Consider the following 18,183-nt stretch of genomic DNA (forward strand, 5'->3'; position numbering starts at 1 on the left):
TTAGCCTATCTCCGCCCTAGGCACCCGTAGCTCAGCTGGATAGAGTGCTGCCCTCCGAAGGCAGAGGTCACAGGTTCGAATCCTGTCGGGTGCGCCATAAAAACTTTTGAAATGAGTAGCTTGGCTTATACGTGGCAGGTGCGTCTGCCGGCTCGGGTAGTCCTAGAACGTTGGCCCGACGTGCCGAATCCGTTCAAACCCCGTACAGAACCTGGTCAGGAGCTCTCGTCCAAGTTTTCTTCGTCTTAGCAAGCACCAACTGGTTTTGGTGGGCCAGCCTGCCGACGCAGGACGGTCCATTCGCTGTCGAGGCGACCCCAGCCAGAGCGGGTGAGCTTGTCCGAAGCTATGAACTCACTCCCACCAGCATAGGCACGAGCCCCCACGCCACCGGAATGCGCCTCGCCCGGTCCTCCACCACCCGTACGAGCACAGGTCGACCTGACAGATGGACGCGAAGGATGAAACCCGACCTGGGCGACTCTGAGCCCCTCTCAACCGTAGCGAGAAACAGGACTTTCACATCTACGGCATAAGAGGCTAATCTCTGAATGGGAGCATTCGCCCATGTGTCTGCAAGATATTCGGCCGGTAAGGGGTGGAGATGTCTTACGAGAGGGAGTGGCTTGAACGGACAGGGGCACCATACCTCCTTTCCCTTCTCCTCGAAAAACTGGAAACGATGGACGAGCCATTCGTCACCTATGGCGAAGCCGCCAGGATGCTGGAGCGAGAGCTAAAGACCACAAAGATCTTCCCCCTCCACATCGGTGGCGTCGCGGGCAAAATGATGAGCAATATCACCTCCGTCGCTGACGATGCCCCTCCCATTAATGCGCTGGTCACCAGCACGTCTGGAATTCCGGGCAATGGCTTCGCCTGGTATCACGACAACCTTTGGCGAGCATTGCGAGGCCGAACGTGGGAACACTTAGACAGAGATCGCAAGCTCGAAGTCGTGAGGAGCGTCCGTGAGGCGGTCAAGAAATACGAAGGCTGGGATCTTGTCTTCCGGGAGGCGTTTGGCGATCGCCCAGACAGGCTGGAGCGAAGAAATTTCACAGAGCAGGATGGCAAGCCACCGGAGACGGAATTTCCGCGCGGCAAGGGTGAGAGCGAACAGCACCGGCGGCTGAAAAAGTGGGCTCGCGATAACCCAGGCGAATTCGGTCTTTCGCGGGGGTTCGAGGGAACTACGGAGAGCGATCTGTTGTCAGGCGACCGGGTCGACGTTCTCTTTACGAAAGGAGAAGAGTTCGCGGTGGTAGAGGTCAAGTCCTGCTTGTCCAGCGACGACGATCTTCGTCGCGGAATCTACCAATGCGTGAAGTACCGGGAGGTGATCCGTGCAACACGCCTGCCAGTCGATGTGGTCGTGCGAATGATCCTCCTGACTGAACGAGAGCTGCCTTCGGAACTGGCTGCAAGGGCCAAGCTTCTGGGTGTCAAATCCAGGGTTCACAAGGTGAACGGGTGAAGGCCGGAGAGGCGAGCGGCGGACGCCGAGGTGATAGAGCAACCGTAGCCGACAGTAGGAAGGGTCCGCGATGCTGACACGGCGCATACATGAGGCTGTGAAGCGGCTTCGTTCGTCGCGCCCTGAAGAGTGGATCCCCTGATCCCAGCGGCTCTATGCAGCGTGCCGTGATTCGGAAGTGCCGAGGGCGGTGAAGCGATCAGGGAGGGCGGCACGGATCTGGATTTCGGCGGTTTGGCCCTCGAAGGTTCAGGTTGAGAGCCGCTCGCCCAAGTGCTTGATGCACCGCATCAGTAACTTCAGTAGGCCCTTTCACATGACTCTAGTACTCGCAGGACATGCGTTCGAACTTGAGGAGGATCTCTGGGGCGACACGCCCGCCGAGGATCGCGCTTACGTCGAGGTCGGAGTGTTCGTATTGTGCGACAGCGCGATCTCCACCCTCGACGGCCGCCAAACTCTTGATGACGACTTTCAAAAAATTCGCCGGATTCAGGTCATGGTTCGCGAGCCGCAGTTCTATCCTGATGGCCACTTCAATAGATACGGCCCCGCGACGATTGCCGGCAGTGTCGACGTGGCTTTCGCAGGTTCTGCCTTGTCCGCACAGGCTGTTTTTGAACGGGCTGCCGCAATGCTCTCAGATCTGCGGGTAAGCTGCGACAGGTCGTCGCTGGATGGGTCTCTGCTCTACGTGCTTCGATCAGCGGATGAGCGCAACCCTTTGACTGAAGGAGGTGCCGTGAGGACGTGGGGCGACGACACTTTCACCCCGGCGGACATGGCCGCGATATCAATTCAAGGCGCCGTGGCCGATTGTCTGAAGAGGGCGATCGAAGACACCTTCGCGGCAAAAAGGAGGATCTGTACCTCCATCGAGCAATTCAGATCCTGGCGGGCCGAGTTCGTCTCCGCGTCATGGTGCAGGCGCGCCTCGACCGCCCGGCTGAACCTTTACAGACTTGCTGAGGCTCAGGACGCGGACGGTTTGCTGTACTTCGCTGTCGGGCAACAAGAGATCCCGGCGGGCGACCTTGCCGTCCTCGGGATGCGTAACGAATTCGAAGCCTCGGCCCAAGCCTGTTTCAATCGCGCCCGAGAAGGCAGGACCGCGACGATCGACGCCATGCGCGAGTTTATGACGCGCTCCATCGAACAACACCGCATAACCGGATCGAGGGAGATCGGCCTGCCTGTCCGCGAGGTACGAATTCCGGTTTAAGTGGTATGAGACCATTCCGGGCGACGACCAGCCAGCATCCCTCGCAGATGTCTGTTGCTGGCCGACGCACGTCACCAAGTGGCTCTTCGCTGGAGCCCGTGCGTGCGACCGCATCGCGACGCCGGCCGCAGCTGTCATGCTGCAATGGCGCATGTCCGCTCACCCCCTTTCGTGGGAAGGCGTCCAAAGGAGGGCGTTCGTGATCGAGGCGGTGTTGTCCGCGCTGCGAGCCCAAAGATCTTCGAGGAGGCGCTTCTCCCGCGCTCCGGCGCCCCTACCAGATGCGCTCCCTTATATTCCACCACGACGATCCGCCCATCCTTCAGGCGGGGACAAAGTCGGGGTCGTTCAGCATCTCAACCTCAACGAAGCCGTCCCTCCACGAGGACGGCGTAGGCCCATGTGCGGCCATCGGTCCACCGGGGCGGCACGTCCGGGGCGAAGCGGACGACGGCGGCAACACGAAGATCCGGTCCCGAACCCGCGGCCCCGGTGTCCCACGCGAGGAACCCCACCTGGGTGCGCTTGCCTGAGGCATCTACATGGAAGAGGGAGCGCCCGGCACCGCCGCCACGGCCACCGACGGCGATCGGATCGCCGACTGCAACATGCGCTTGGATGTAGTCGTGGAGACCCGCAGGGTCTGTATTGAACCCCCGGCCATCCGCCGTCCAGCCCAAGTCGATCTCAGCCCCATTCCCCCTGAGAAACCGGCTGTCGTCACGGCCCGCGAGGGGGCGCGGCGGGTCGGCGAGCCATGCGGACTCGCGTTCGCCGTGCAGCCTCAGCATGCGCTTCTTGGCACGGGTCCCGGCAACGTAGAGGACGCGGGCCTCCTCGGCCGCTGCACGCGCCGGATCGTCGCCGCCCATGGGGAAGGCCGAGGTGGACGGCATCACGATCACATCGTCGAACTCCAGCCCCTTCACCTTGTGGATCGTCGAAAGGATCCGCGTGGCCCCGCGACCCACGAGACGGTCGACGTCGTCAGGCCGGAGCCAACTCCTCAGGAAGTCGGCGACGTCGGACAGGCGGGCCTCGCGATCCTCCTCCCGCACGCAGGTCCATAGGGCCGCAAGGTCTCGCATGCCTTCGCCATCGCCCCTCGTCTCCGGGATGCGGATTGTCTTGCGAAATTCGTCGAGGAGCGTGTCGTGCAGGTCTGTCGTGGCGGCGTCGTCTCCCTGGGCAATCCGCTGGTCGAGCAGGTCCAGCCACAACCCGACATGGCGGCAGTCAGCGACATTCAGGATCTCGCTCCGTTTCTGGACCCTCAGGCCGGGTAGCACCGCCGTCAACGGCTCCTTCAGACGGTCCACGTCGGCGTTGCTTCGGCAAAGGATCGCGACGGACCGGTCCTTCGGGAAATCGGCAAGGCGCCGTGTCACATACGCGACCACGTCGTTCCAGGAACGGCCCCGGCAATCCTCGACCTGCCATTCGCCTGGCGGCGCATCCGCACGCGCGCGTAGCGCGGAGCGCTTCAGGCGCGCGCTGACAGGACTGCGATCCAGCATTGCCGCCAGGTCGCGCTCGCTGCCCTCCACGATCGCGCGCCCCGAGCGGAAGTTCACCGTGAGTGCGCAAAGGTCTTCCGGACTGGTTCCGAACGTCTGCTCGTACCGCTCGAAGTAGGTTCCGGAGAACGCGCCGCAGGCACGATTCCACCGCGTGATGTCCTGATCATCATCGCCGATGGCGAAGATCCCAGCCCCCGAAGCCTCGGCAAGGCTCTTGATGACGCCAAAGATCGCATCGTTGGCGTCCTGGAACTCGTCGACGAGGATGCAGCGGCAGCCCGCCGCGACTTCGGCGGCAAGGAAGGGCCTCAGGCGCAGGCGGTCCCCTAAAGCGTCGAGGACGTTCTCGTCCCTCCTGCGCGGTCCCTCCGGAAGGTGCCTCGTCGCCAGCGCGTGAAACGTTTGGACCCGCAGGTCACGGGTATAACCGCCGTAGCCTAGATCGTGGAACACCGCGGCCACCCGCGCGCGGATTTCCTGCACGACGGCGCGGTTGAAGGCGAGGACGAGGATCTCGCCCGGCTTGAGGCCCTGCACGTGTAGCAGATGCACGATCCGGGCAACGAGCACGGCCGTCTTTCCGGCACCAGGCCCCGCGTTCACCAGCATCGGCCGGTTGTATGGATGCGTGATCGCCTTCCATTGCGCCGGCTCCTCGGACGACTTGAATCGCGCGAAATGCTCTTCCACGGCCTCGCCACGATAGCGGCGTAGCAGGTTTTTCACGAACTCCGAGAGGCTGGCGTCCGCCTCGGAGACGGTGCCCAACTGCTGCACGAGGAGTGCCTCGACCTCCGACGCGTCGCGGCATGCCATGTAGCCTCTGACAAACCCGTCCCGCGCAGCCTCGGGGATGCCGCAAAAGGCTTCCATCACAACGAGGCGGGCCTCAGCGTGCGAGTTCACCGAGGCAAGTCGCGCCGCCAACTCCAGTTGCCCCTCCAGCCCGGTGCCTTCGCCCCGAAGCGCGACCTCGTAATGGCTAGGCAGCAGCTCCTCGCGGATCGAGAGTTGGCGTAGCGCTGATGCCAGACGGAGGGTGGCGTCGAGGTCGCGGGTGCTGAAACCCTGGTGGACCTCCTTGACCAGCTTCACGAGGTCGCCGGCATCCACGGAAACCGTTTCGGGATCGCCCCGTCGCACCTGTGTAATCAGTCCTCGAACGGTCTGGAGCAGCTTTTCGGCGCGCCGATGCGCCTTGCGCTCCTCCGTCAGGGGAAGCCGGACTCGCCATGCGAGCCCTTCCTTCTGCGATACCTGCCTAAGGTAAATCCCGCAGGACAGAGCGAGTGATTTCAACGCCCATGTCCAAGCCTGTCGGAAGCACTTTCGCTCCTCCTCGGTGGCCCCTGCGAAAACGTCCTCTTCGTTGTCGCGCGCGTCGCCGACCTCCTTCATCAAGCCGGTTGGATCAAATTCGGCACCTGGCCCCGTGGCCCGCTTGATGAGCCGCTCAATCCCCTTTTGGACGGCGTCGATCAGCGCGTCCGTCCGGTCGGGTGGCTGTTTCCAGAGCCGCAGGGGGCTCGCCGACAGCCGCCATTCGACTTCGATGGCACGCCTGTCGCGGAGCTCTGCGAGAGCCACGAGGGTGTCGTCCGTTCCGGCATGTCCGCAGGCACGACTCAAGGCGCCGACGTCGAGTAGGACGCGCTGCCCTGACCCGCCGGCCGCGCGGTTGCTGGGCGAACCGTCGTCGCCGTGCATCGCGAGAAGCTGACCCGCTGCGTGTGCCGTAGTGCTCTTCTCCCCCGCGATCCTTCGCAACGCGTCGGCATGTAGGACCACAGAGAGCGACGTGCGGACGAGGTTGACGAGTTTCAGCCGACCTGCCTCTTCCAGCCAATGAAGCGACATCCGACAGTGGGTCTCCAGCGCGCGCTTGTGGCCGTCGCTGAAGAACTCTTCGTAACCGTAGGTAGGAACGATCACCCGATCCCCAGTTGCACGCTTCCGCAACTCGTCATGGAACCTTCGGATCGACGCTTCAGTAACCTCGTTCTTCTTGCGCAAGTCCCGCGCGGTGGCGAAATCGGCCGGGGACCACAGCAACGTCGCTGGGAATCGCTCCATCCCCGCAGCCTTCCGCTCCCGGGCGCCGCGGCCGATCCGGCCGACCTCCTGCATGTAGTCCTCCAGGTAGGCCGGAGGCGACAGGTGCACGACATGGTGGATGTCGGGAATGTCCATCCCCATTCCGAAGGCCTTCGTGGCGACGAGCACGTCGATGCGCCCCTCGCGGAACTCCTCTACAAGCTCCTCGCGCAGGCCGGCGGGAAGGCCGGCGTGAAACGCTTCGGACGCTGCTCCCGTCTCCTGCGCGAGCGCCGAAGCGACGGCCTCGGCATGAGTACGGCGTGTCACGAAGACAAGCACACCGCTGCGCTGGCCGGTGCGCGCGCCGTTCTCCCGCGCCGCGCGGACGGCTGCCGCGAGATGAGGCATCCGTTCTGGTAGACCTTTGTCGAACTCCTTCTTCCCGAGGATGGCGCCGCCCATCTTCTCGGTCCGGACCTCGATGTGCTCGCGCAGCGGATGGGGCTGCTCGTTGGGCGGCGGCACCGGCGTCAAGGGCACGCTTCGGCCCGGCCCGCCCGCCGACTTCAGGACCGCAGCGAGCGCGTCCCGGTCGGCGGCGGTGTGCGTGGCCGACAGCATGAGAACGGGAGCGGCCGGCCCGGCCTCTTGCATGGGAGCGTCCGGGAGCGCTTCGGCTGCCGTCTCTGACGCGTCCGGCGCGCCTGCGGCGTCGGTCCAGTGGAAAACCTCTCTTACTGCAAAGAAGTAGTCGGGCCGGAACTCAAACCCCCACTGGTTCAGACAATGCGCCTCGTCCAGGACCAGTCGCTCCAGCCCAGCGTCGGCCGCGATCCGTCGCCCGAGCACGTCGCGAAAGATGGGGTCGCGCAGGCGCTCTGGCGCCACGTAGAGAAGGACGATCCTGTGATCGAGCAGGCCCTCGAGGATCTCGGTCTTTTCGTGCCTCGGACGGTCGGCGTTCAGGTAGTCTGCCGAAGCATCGAAGCCCTGCATGCGCAGCCGCTCGACCTGATCCCGCATCAGCGCCCTGAGAGGCGACAGTACGAGCGTGAGACGGCGATGACGCAGGCCCCGGCACAGCGCGGGGACTTGGAAGAGGACGGACTTTCCCTCTCCGGTTGGCAGCGTTACGACGACGTCCTCTTGTCGGCGCAAGATCGCGTCCATGGCTCTGCGCTGGGTGGGCTTGAAGCCCTCCACGGCGTTGCCCTGCCTGCCAGGCGGCTGCCAGTGCGCAACCAGGAAGGCCTCCATTGCCTTGATGTCAGACGGCGCCGGCTCGCGCCGGACCGCGAGCGGCTCGAGAATGTCTACCAGCCTGCGGCGCGCGCCCTCCGGCAGGGCCGGGAGCGCCGGCCGCGGCGCGAGGCGGCCGCTGAGCGGGCGTACCAGCTCGCCGGCACGCGGATCGAGCAGCACGGGCGCCACCCGGGCGGCGGCGATCCCGCTTTCCTGAAGCCAAGCCTCGAGATACGTGCGAGATGTTTCGACCAGTCTGGCGGCGATGTCGGCGCGCGTGATCGGTCCCGGCGGGGACCTCAAAGGGTCTGGTGCGACACACGCGAGGGCGTGCCATTCCTCGACGGGCAGCGCCTCCACGAGTGGGCGAAGCACGATGCCCTGCGCCTCGGCAAGCCTGTGCCACTCCCTCCACTCCTCTGTCAGCAGGACGACTGTCCCACCAATGCGAGACGCCCGCTTCAGGTGCTCGCCACGGCTGACGTGCTCCGCCTTGACCTCACCATGACCGATCTCAGCCAACGCCTTCTCGAGGAGGGACAGGAGCGCCCGGCTTCTGCTAGAGCCGACGAGAAGCGCACGGACTTCTCCCTCCGCCGCCAGCCCGACCACCTCGCCGACGACGTCGGCCCAGTAGGTGGCGGCATCGAACCCCCCGGGGCTCATGCGGATCGCCCGTCGCTCGGGCACGAGCGGCACTGGGGTCTTTGGTGCTGGACCCGGCGGCACGATCGCCTCCGCCGGGAGGCATGCGGTCCCGAACCGCCGCATCGTTGGAGACACCTCCAGACGCGCCGCGACGGGGTCGGGTTGTGCCCAGCACCCCGCACTCTCCTCCCATACGAGCCCTCCCAAAGGCGCCGGGCCGACCTGCGGCGCGTCCGCCGCTGTTGGCGGCGCCGGAAGAAGGCGGACCGGACCGGTCCACGACAAGACACGCAGAGACCCGGCGTCAAAGGTTTCCCACCACGGACCCGCGGGCGGCAGTGGGCACGCCCGCAAGGCCTGCGCTGCCGCAGGCCCGGCCGCGCGGCGGACAGCGGAGCCTGGAGACCCCTCGAGCAGCCAGGGCGGGAGCATCGCGACTCGCAGCGCGATTCCCGCGGTCGCGCAGCGCTCGGCCAGCGCCAGGAGGACCGCAGCCCGCGGATCGGAGCCCGAAGCGAATGCGGAGTCGGCGCGCAGGGCGCTCGCGTCGACAACAAGGAGGTCGACCGGGAGGCCCCCCCCGTCCGGCGTCGAGACGACGTCGACGCCGCGGGTCCAAGCGAGGTCGTCGATGGCGTGGCGCGGGGCGAGAATGGGCCTGTTGCGGCCAAGCTCGCGGTCCGCGACCCAGCGCGGGAGCGGCGCTGCCTCGAGGGGAGCGTCCTTGAGCGCCTGTGCCATGCGCCCGACGAGCGCGGCGCTGCATGCAGGCGGATCGGTCAGGATCGAGGCCGCAAAGGAATCGGGAAAGCGGTCGAGTTGCCTATGGAAGAGCGCGAGCGCGTCGGCCGCGTCCATATCGGCGCGGTGCGCTCCGCCCAAGGCATGGGATACCGCGCGCGGGTCCAGCAGCATCTCCACGAGAAGCGTGTCCCAGACGATGCCAGTCGCGAGCGGAGTGATGCCCTCCTGCCGGACGATTGGGAGGTCCCAGGCGAGGACGTTGTGGCCGACGACGATCGGCGCCTCGGAAAGACGCCGGCTCAGTGTGGCGAGCGCCTCCGCCTGCTCCTCAGGTCCGCCTCCATCGAGCAGCAAGCAGCTTCCCGCCGCCGTGGCGATGCCAATCTGCCTCGTCGTTCGCCCATCAGTCTCCAAATCAAACGCAAGAGCCGCGCGGCGCGCGAGCTCTGCGGCAAGGTCTGGCCGCAGAGCTATCGCGGCGACGCGCCTCTCATCGGTGGCCGCCGCTACACACAAAAGAGCATTCCCCTGCGTATCAGGGAGGAGCTCTAGGTATCGGAGGACCTGTATCCCGTCAGTCCCAGCGACTGCTTCGGCGAAACCCTCAGGCAAGAGACCATTGTTGTGCAATGCCTCGAGCCAGCGTACCAGGCCTGCCCCATGCGGGAGACCGGACGCCAGCAGGTGCGTTACCGCCTCAACCTCCCAGGGCGCCCGCCCGGTGAGCATAGTATCGCGCTCCTCTGCGGCAGTCTCGGCCCCTCCGGCGCGCACGAACCATGTCACCACCTCCGCGCGCCGTGCCTCCGACGCGCGGGCGAGCACGCGCGGTCCGGGTCGACCGAGCAGCGGCAGGCGCTCCGCCAGAACGTCATCGAGCAGGGCCAAGGCGTCCGGATGCGTCGTGTCGAAGCATTGGGCGAAGGCATAGAGCGCCGATCCCGAAAGGCTCAGGGGATCGAGCCGCTCGATCTCGTCCGGTGCCATGCTTCCAATGCGCGCGAGAACGAATTCGCGTAGAAGGTCGTCATTGAGGTCCGCCGGCGCGGGCGCCGATCCCCACTTTTGGACGTACCAATCCGGCCGAAGCACCGGCTCCAGCCGCTGAACACGGTTCTCCAGTCGTGCCCGACGGATCGTGTCCCAAGAGGCCTGATCCTCAGGGGCGCCGTCATCCCAGGCGATGCGATCCGACGCAGCCCAACGGACGATCTCCTTTCGATCCGGCCGCCTTGGATCGCTTCCCACGATCGCGAAGATGGCGTCCCCGGCCTTCAAGACATTGAAGTCGTCCCGTCGGATACCAGCGTTGCGGTGGAAGAAGAGGCGTTGCCCTGCGACTGTTGTCGCATAGCCGAAGCCGCGATCGGACAGCTGGATGACCTCCGCTGCGAGCGGCAAGAAAAGCACCTTCCCCAGGGGAAGCTTGTCATCCCGAAGGCTACCGGCTGCTTGGGTATCGCGCATGTCTGCTTCATGGCTACCACGCCCTTGGGCGAGGCCAACCAGCGCATTAAGTCCATCGAAGGATTTAGCCGTCCGGTTTTGCCACGGGCCCTCTTTACTCATTCAGCAACGCTCCGTTTCCCTCTTTGCCCGAATGGAACGGCCTTGCAGTGAGCCTGCAAAGATAACCACCTGACGCCGACAGCCCCTTACTTCCGTGATTATTACACGACGGCTTCGACTCTGTGACCGCTCCCCTCTGTAGATCGTCGCAGACCCACGCCGGCACACGGATGCCGTCGAGAGGCAGTCAGATCGTCAGGGCCTGAACGGGGCGGCCTACGAGCCGCCCCTCGACTGCTAATCGTAGGCGAAGGGCGGCGTCCAGGGTTTCTCAAGCTGCGTCGTCGATATCCTCAATCTCGTTTGTGTCAGGGTGCCACAGCTCCCAGCCTTCCTCTTGGCCTATCGTCTGAATTTGTCATGGGCCACGTAGCTGCGACTGCCTTGTGGCCCTTCGTACCCATAGATCAGCATCGGCTTGTCTGCTCCGGAGGGGGTCAACGGCGGAGCGATCGACACCTTTGTCCGATCCTGATGTCACGATCTGAGTGCTCTCGATGACGTCGTCCCTGGGACAACTTGCCTTCGGCAGAAGTCCTAGTTCATTGCTCCTTGAGGGCAGGGGGGTTGAGCGGTGGCCAACGTAGTAATCGGAGATCTGGTCCAGGCGAGAGGCCGGCGATGGCTGGTCCAGTCCGCGATTGATGGCCGACCCGCGGCTCACAGGCTGGTCTGCATCGACGACGACGCGCAGGGCGAGACGCTGGACGTCTGCCTCGGCGCGGAGCGGACATGGCGGGGGCTCTCGGACGAATGGTCTGGCCTCGCATCAGCGCTGCCGGCAGAAGCCAATGATTTGGGCGCACACCTAAGGGTCACCGAATGGGGGACCGCTTCGGCCGCGGATCGGTCGCTATTCCAGGCGCCGTTCCGGTCGGGCATCCGGCTCGACCCGTACCAGCTCCTGCCGCTCCGCAAGGCGCTGGATCTTCCGCGAGCGAATCTCCTGATCGCGGATGATGTGGGCTTGGGCAAGACTGTCGAGGCCGGCCTCATCGTTCGCGAACTTCTTCTCCGACGGCGCATCGACTTCGTCGTGGTCGCCGCGCCCGCCTCAATGATCCTGCAATGGCAGGACGAGATGGCGCAGAAGTTCGGCCTCGACCTGACGGCCGTGGACGCGGAGCATTTGGCCTGGACGCGTCGGATGCGTGGGTTCGGAGCGAATCCCTGGGCGCTCGGGTCCTTCTTCGCCCTGTCCCACGCCGTCCTAGCCGAGGACGCGTATGCCGGCCCGCTCCGGGACAGCCTTGGCGCGTTCCGGCCCGGCTCCCTCCTGATCCTCGACGAGGCTCACCATGCGGCTCCGTCGGGCAGCGGAACCTATGCCACGGAAAGCCAGATGACGCGAGCGGTCCGGGATCTTGCCGGGCGCTTCGAGCACCGCCTGTTCCTGTCGGCCACCCCGCACAACGGCCACTCCAACGCCTTTTCGACGCTGCTTGAGATCCTCGATCCGCAGCGGTTCACCCGCGGCATTCCGGTCGAGCCCGAGGATCTCGAGCCCGTCATGGTGCGGCGCCTCAAGGAGGATCTGCGCCAGTTGGGCGAGCCCTTCCCTGAGCGCCGGGTGGAGCCTGTCGTCATCAGCGGCCTGCCCGAGGACGCCCCGGAGCTACGCCTTGCCGCGATGCTGGCCGACATGGTGGCCGGCGCGGGCGGGTCACAGTCCACGCGCTTTCTCCTGGCGCTGTTTCAGCAACGCCTGTTCTCGTCTCTGGCCGCCTTCCACCGCAGCCTTTCCACGCACCGCCGCACCCTCGAACGCCGGGCCCTCGTCGAGAGCGAAGAGCCGGAGGACGACGACCGCATCGCGACCGAGACTCGGAGGCTGGCGGGCAGGGGCGAGCCGCTGGCCCTGACGCGGATCGACGAGATGCTGGCGCTGGCCGACGCGCATCGGCACCGGCCGGACGCGCGGGTTGAGCGGATCGTGGAGTGGATCCGGGCCGAGATGCTCGACGGCACGGCATGGCTGGACCGGCGGCTCATCATCTTCACCGAATGGGAGGACACCCATCGGTGGCTCGTGGCGAGGCTTGAGGAGGCGCTCGACGGCTTGGGCGTCGATGTCGAGGGGCGCATCCTGCGCTTCACCGGCCGGGCGGACCAGGACACGCGCGACCGCATCAAGATCGAGTTCAATGCCTCGTTCGAGAAGACCCGGGTGAGGATCCTCGTCTGCACCGATGCCGCCCGGGAGGGCATCAACCTTCAGGCGCGCTGCCACGACCTGTTCCACTTCGATCTGCCCTGGAACCCGTCACGCCTCGAGCAGCGCAACGGACGAATCGATCGCAAGCTCCAGCCCTCCGCTATCGTGACCTGCCGCTACTTCTCCTATGCGCAGCGCGAGGAGGATCGCGTTCTCGACGCCCTTGTCGCCAAGACCGAGCGCATCCGGCGCGAGCTCGGCGCCGCGGGACAGGTGATCCGCGAGGACATCGAGGGTCGGCTTCGGGCGGGGATCGGGCGCGGCGAAGCCCGGGAGCTCGCGCGGGTGCTGGCCGCCGATGCGCCCAGGGGGGTCGAGGCGGCACGGCGCGAGATGGGAGACGAGAGCACGACGCGGCTCGAGCGGCTCAGGCAGGAGAACGACAGGCTGGCCGCGATCCAGGAACGCGCGCGAAGACGGATCGGCGTGGATCCGAGAGATCTCAGGGTGGTCGTGGACCAGGCGCTCGGGCTCGTGGGGCGCGGGACGGCCCTGCGCCCTGGAGATTTCAGCGTTCCGGAGGCCCTCCATCTCAGCCCTGATGATCCGGCCTTTGCCGGTGATCCGAGCTGGCAATCTCTCCTCGATGAACTGCGCCCTGGCCGGCCGCCGGGCGCACGCGAACTGGCCAGGTGGCGAGCGAAGAACCCGCCACGAGGGCTCGTCTTCGCGCCGCCGACTCTGCGCCAAGGCCAACCCGAGCCTCAGGACGTCGTCCAACTGCACCTCGAGCACCGCCTCGTGAAGCGGCTCGTGTCGCGGTTCCGTGCGAGGGGCTTTGCCGACGCCCTCGATCGCGTGGCGATTGTGCCAGCGGGCGGGCCGCAGGCCCGGGTGGTGCTGATTTCCCGCTTGGCGCTCTATGGGCCAGCCGGCCAGAGGCTCCACGAGGAGATCATCCCCGTGACCGCACGCTGGCGTGACGCGGACCGCGAGTTGCGTCCGCTCAGCCCCTTCGGCGAACAAGGAGAGGCCGCCACCCTGGCACAATTGCATGAGGCTCTGCGGGGCGGCGGCTCGGTCCGCCCGGACATCGCGGAGCGGATCGCAGCCTGGGTGGCCCGGGACGTCGCCGACCTTCGCTCTCATGCCGAGGAGCGAGCACGAACTGCCGAGGAGGTGGCGCGCGGCCAGCTTCAGGAGAATGGAGAGCGAGAGGCGGCCGCCATCGCCGACCTCATTCGCCGGCAGCTCGCCCGCGTGGCCGCGGCTCGCGCTGAATGGGTTCCGCCGGCGCAGGGCGTTCTGGATCTCCGGAGCGACGAGGAGCGCGCGCAGGCTGACCGCGAGAGGCGGCAGAAGGAGGCGGACCGGAAGTCCTGGGATGACAAGGTGGCGCGCCTCGAGCGCGATATCGAGGCCGAGCCCGCGCGTGTGCGCGAGGGCTACCGGATCGCCGCGCGGCAGGTGGAGCCGGTCGGGATCGTCTATCTTTGGCCGGAGGGGCAGGCATGAGGGGGGATCGGCCGGCGGACGCGACGGACCTGTGGCTGGGCGAGATCAGGCCGCAAGGGCTGGTGCTCGGGGCCAACGTGCTTCGCGAGAAGGGGCTCGAGCCGGATAGGCAGCGTGCGACGGACTCGGAGGAGGCTGCCGAGGCGCTCGGGCTCGACCCGCGGGAGGACCGGCGATCCGACGATGCGCAGTTCGCGCTTCGCGATCCCTGGTCGTTCTTCGGCGGCGTGCTGCGATGGCCGGCCAGCCTCGTAGCCGGCGCGCCGGGAGGGCCGGAACTGCCTGATCGGCTCACTGTTCCCGTATCCGAATACGAAACGCATGTCTCCCCCGACTGGGCGGTGCTCTGGCCACGCCCAGCCGAGGGCCTGCCTCCCGCGCAGCTCCTCGTCCTGATCCGGCCGGACCTGGACGCAGATGAGCGCGGGCAGGAAGAGGGGTGGCCGGCGTCCCCCCATCAGCGGCTCGAGCGCATGGTCCGCGAGACCGGCGTCGAGGCCGGCGTCCTCGTGGCCCGCAACGCCCTTCGGCTGATCTATGCGCCGCGGGGCGAGACGGCGGGATGGATGACCTGGCCACTGGCGGCGCTGGCGCGGACCGAGGGTCGGGCGCTCCTCGGCGGCCTGAAGGTCGCCCTGGGGAACCAGAGGCTGTTCACGGGGCCGGTGGAGAACCGGCTCCATCCCCTCATGAAAGCCTCCCGCGAGGCGCAGAACGACGTCTCCGAGAAGCTTTCGGAGCAGGTCCTCGGCGCCCTCCACGAACTTCTGCGTGGGCTTCACCGCGCCGACCCGGAGACTATCGGCGTCTTGGCACGGGAGCGGCCGCAGCATCTCTATGAGGGCCTGCTCACGGCCCTCATGAGGCTCGTATTCCTGCTTTACGCCGAGGACCGAGATCTTCTCCCCACCGAGCGCGCGCCTCGCGCGCGGGATCTCTGGCAATCGGGCTACTCGGTCGCCACCCTCTTCGCGCGGCTTGAGGATGACCAAGCCACGAACCCCGACACGATGGACGACCGGTATGGCGGCTGGGGGCAGCTCCTGTCGGTGTTCCGGCTGGTCCACGAGGGGCACCCGCACTGGATCAAGGGACGGGGCGGCAAGCTCTTCGACCCCAGAGTCTTCCCGTTCCTCGAAGGCGGCGTGCCGGGCGGGTCGGAGGCGATCCTCCGGGTCTCGGACGGCTGCGTCCATCGCATCCTGCGCGGGCTGATGACGCTGCCCGCCCGCACGGCCGACGGGGCGCGGGAGCGGGTCTCCTATCGCGCGCTCGACGTGGAGCAGATCGGCTCGGTCTACGAGACCGTCATGGGCTTCACAGCCGAAGCCGCGTCGGAGCGCATGATCTGTGTCCGGGACGAGAAGCGCCTTCCCACCTTCGTTGGCGTGGACTCGCTCCTCCGCCTCAAGCCAGGGGGGAGGCAGAAGTGGCTCAAGGAGCAGGGCGTCGAGGCCAAGGGCAAGGCCTGGGACGCTGCCCTCAAGGCCACAGTCGAAGCCGACCTCCTCGCGGCCCTCGGCGCCGTGGCGGACCCCCGCGGCTCGCCGGAAAGGGCGCCTATCCCGCCGGGGCACCCAATCCTCCAGCCCACCGAAGAGCGACGGCGGTCGGGGAGCCACTACACGCCCCGGTCGCTCACAGCGCCCATCGTGGCCCATGCCCTCGCCCCGGCCTTCGAGCGGCTGGGCGAAGATGCCCGGCCCGATGATGTCCTCGACCTCAAGGTCTGCGATCCGGCCTGCGGGTCGGGCGCCTTCCTCGTGGAGGCGTGCCGGCAGATCGGGGAGCGGCTCGAGAAGGCCTGGGGCAAGCACGACTACCTCAAACCCGCAATTCCGCCCGACGAGGACGAGGCCACCCACGCCCGCCGGCTCGTGGCGCAGCGCTGCCTCTACGGGGTGGACCGCAACCCCATGGCGGCGGACCTCGCCAAACTCTCGCTCTGGCTCGCTACGCTGGCCGCTGAGCACGAGTTCACCTTCCTCGACCACGCGATCAAGGCGGGGGACAGCCTCGTGGGGCTTTCGGCCGAGCAGATCGCGCAGGGGTCCTGGACCCACGACAACCGCGACGCGGCGCTGTTCCTGCGGGGGGCGGTGCAGGAGCGGCTCAAGGGCTGGCGCGAGGCGCGGTCTCTGGTCCGGCGCGCGCCGCACGACGCCTCGGAGGTGGAGCTTTCGGGCCTCCTCCGCACGGCCGAGAGCCGGCTGGCCGACATCCGCGCGACGGCGGATGCCATCGTCGCCACCTTCTTCGCGGCCGAGAAGCCCAAGGCCCGCCTGGCCGCCATGAAGGCGTTCCAGGGGGAGTTCGACAGCAAGAGCCGCGACGGGCTCCACGGCTTCGACCTGTCCCACGCCCGCGCGGGGCAGGCGCGGGCGCAGGGGATCACGCCGTTCCATTGGGAGGTCGAATTTCCCGAGGTCTTCGAGCAGGGCGGCTTCGATGCCATGGTGGGAAATCCGCCCTTTCTGGGCGGAAAGATCATTTCCACCTACTTTGGAGACTCCTACAGTCTTTGGCTGGAGCATTTGCACCCTGAAGGATCAAGGAGCGCTGACCTTTCGGCTCACTTTTTCCGGCGTGCGTTCTATCTGCTTCGACAGGAAGGTGCTTCAGGGCTTATAGCTACCGATACAATTCGCCAAGGTGATACACGGGAAACTGGGCTAAAGAGCATCATCGATCTTGGCGGGTCTATTATCCGTGCGGATAGAAATTTTATGTGGCCCGGCGAAGCCTCTGTAAAGGTAAGTGTGGTCCATATTCTAAAGGGACCCTCAGCCTGTGCTGTGCTTAACGGTAAGCGGGTAGATCGAATCTCGGCCTATCTGGCCGAAGGAAGTCACGATAGTTCGCCGTTTCAACTTGGGGAGAACGACTCAATATCTTTTGTTGGTTCTTTTCTCCTTGGCATCGGCTTCACTTTCGACGATGAGGCGGCTGCCAAGGGGCAGGCCGAGAGCCTTGATGCTCTTGAGCAGCTAATCAATAGGAACGTACGAAACAGAGAGCGAATTTTTCCTTTTATTGGAGGGGATGAGGCATGTAATTCCCCAAGTCACTCGCATAGTCGATACGCAATTGATTTTTCCTCCATGCCTCTCGGTCGGCGCTCGAATTTGAAGTCATGGCATACGATGTCTCTTCATGAGCAAAAGCAGTGCCTGTTTGAAGGACTGGTGCCAGCCGATTTTCCAGACCCTGTGGCTGAGGATTGGCCTGAACTTATTGAAATCGTCCGGCAAAGAGTAAAGCCGGATCGGGATGGGCAGAAGCGTGACGCAATACGCAATCGCTGGTGGCAGTATGCGGACCGTCGCCCTGGTCTATACAGCGCCATTGCAACATTGAAAAACGTCTTGGTGCACAGTGCCGCGGCGTCCGCTCATCATGCATTTGCGCGCCTTCCGACCGGCCTGATATATTCGCACAAGCTTGTGGTTCTCGCGTCCGACTCCTATTCGTTTTTTTCAGTAGTTCAGTCGAGAGTGCATGAGGTGTGGAACCGCTTTGCAGGAGCGAGTCGGGGTGATGGACTGACATACAATCCATCAGACGTATTTGAGACGTTCCCCCTCCCTCCCGGCTACGAGACAGCACCCATGCTCGAGGCGGCTGGGCATGCATACCATGACCACCGCGCCTCGCTCATGGCCGCCACCGACCTCGGCATGACCAAGACCTACAACCGCTTTCACGACCCCGAGCGGACGGACGAGGGGATCACGCGGCTCCGCGACCTCCACGAGGCCATGGACCGGGCGGTGCTGCGGGCCTACGGCTGGGACGACCTCGCGGAGGCGGTCCGCCCTGTGTTCCTCGAGAAGCCCGGGGACGAGAACGACAAGGGCGGCCAGCCCGGCGAGCCGGAGGACGAGCACACCTACCAGGGCCGCCTCCACTGGCCGCAGGAGATCCGCGACGAGGTCCTGAAGCGCCTCCTCGCCCTGAACGCAGAACGCCACGCCGAGGAGATGAAGGCAGCCCAGTCCGAGAGCCGCCTTGATCGCGCCAAACGCCTCAGTCAGGCTGCGGCCGAGTAAGGGGT

5 protein-coding genes and 1 tRNA gene are annotated in these 18,183 nt (G+C 65.8%); 5 read left to right on the forward strand and 1 reads right to left on the reverse strand.

What is annotated here, in order from left to right:
* Nucleotides 1–20: 20 nt before the first annotated feature.
* The 3 genes from FHG66_RS05915 (at nt 21) to FHG66_RS05925 (ending at nt 2,699) form a co-directional block, all read left to right on the forward strand.
* A tRNA-Arg gene (locus FHG66_RS05915) sits at nt 21–97 on the forward strand.
* Nucleotides 98–604: 507 nt separating this feature from the next.
* Nucleotides 605–1,477: a hypothetical protein gene (locus tag FHG66_RS05920; protein ID WP_139075832.1), complete on the forward strand. Its 873-nt coding sequence runs from the start codon at nt 605–607 to the stop codon at nt 1,475–1,477.
* Nucleotides 1,478–1,793: 316 nt separating this feature from the next.
* On the forward strand, nt 1,794–2,699 hold the full coding sequence (locus tag FHG66_RS05925; RefSeq protein WP_139075833.1) for a hypothetical protein: 906 nt from the start codon (nt 1,794–1,796) through the stop codon (nt 2,697–2,699).
* A 362-nt stretch (nt 2,700–3,061) separates the two neighbouring features.
* Here the strand turns inward: FHG66_RS05925 and FHG66_RS05930 are convergent, their stop codons facing one another.
* Nucleotides 3,062–10,357 carry a UvrD-helicase domain-containing protein gene (locus FHG66_RS05930; protein ID WP_176556149.1) on the reverse strand — a complete coding sequence of 2,432 codons (7,296 nt, stop codon included), beginning with the start codon at nt 10,355–10,357 and terminating at the stop codon, nt 3,062–3,064.
* A 676-nt stretch (nt 10,358–11,033) separates the two neighbouring features.
* On the opposite strand from FHG66_RS05930, the gene drmD reads away from it, so the two are divergent.
* Together drmD and FHG66_RS05940 are read left to right on the forward strand one after the other, a co-directional pair.
* The gene (drmD, locus tag FHG66_RS05935) at nt 11,034–14,129 is read left to right on the forward strand and encodes a DISARM system SNF2-like helicase DrmD (protein WP_139075835.1); all 3,096 of its coding nucleotides are present in this window, start codon (nt 11,034–11,036) and stop codon (nt 14,127–14,129) included.
* Nucleotides 14,126–18,178 (forward strand): Eco57I restriction-modification methylase domain-containing protein, encoded by a 4,053-nt coding sequence (locus FHG66_RS05940; protein WP_218013798.1) that lies wholly within the window; start codon nt 14,126–14,128, stop codon nt 18,176–18,178. The genes drmD and FHG66_RS05940 overlap by 4 nt, the downstream gene beginning before the upstream one ends.
* Nucleotides 18,179–18,183 lie beyond the last annotated feature (5 nt).

It is taken from the genome of Rubellimicrobium rubrum (assembly GCF_006152115.1).
GTDB lineage: Bacteria > Pseudomonadota > Alphaproteobacteria > Rhodobacterales > Rhodobacteraceae > Rubellimicrobium > Rubellimicrobium rubrum.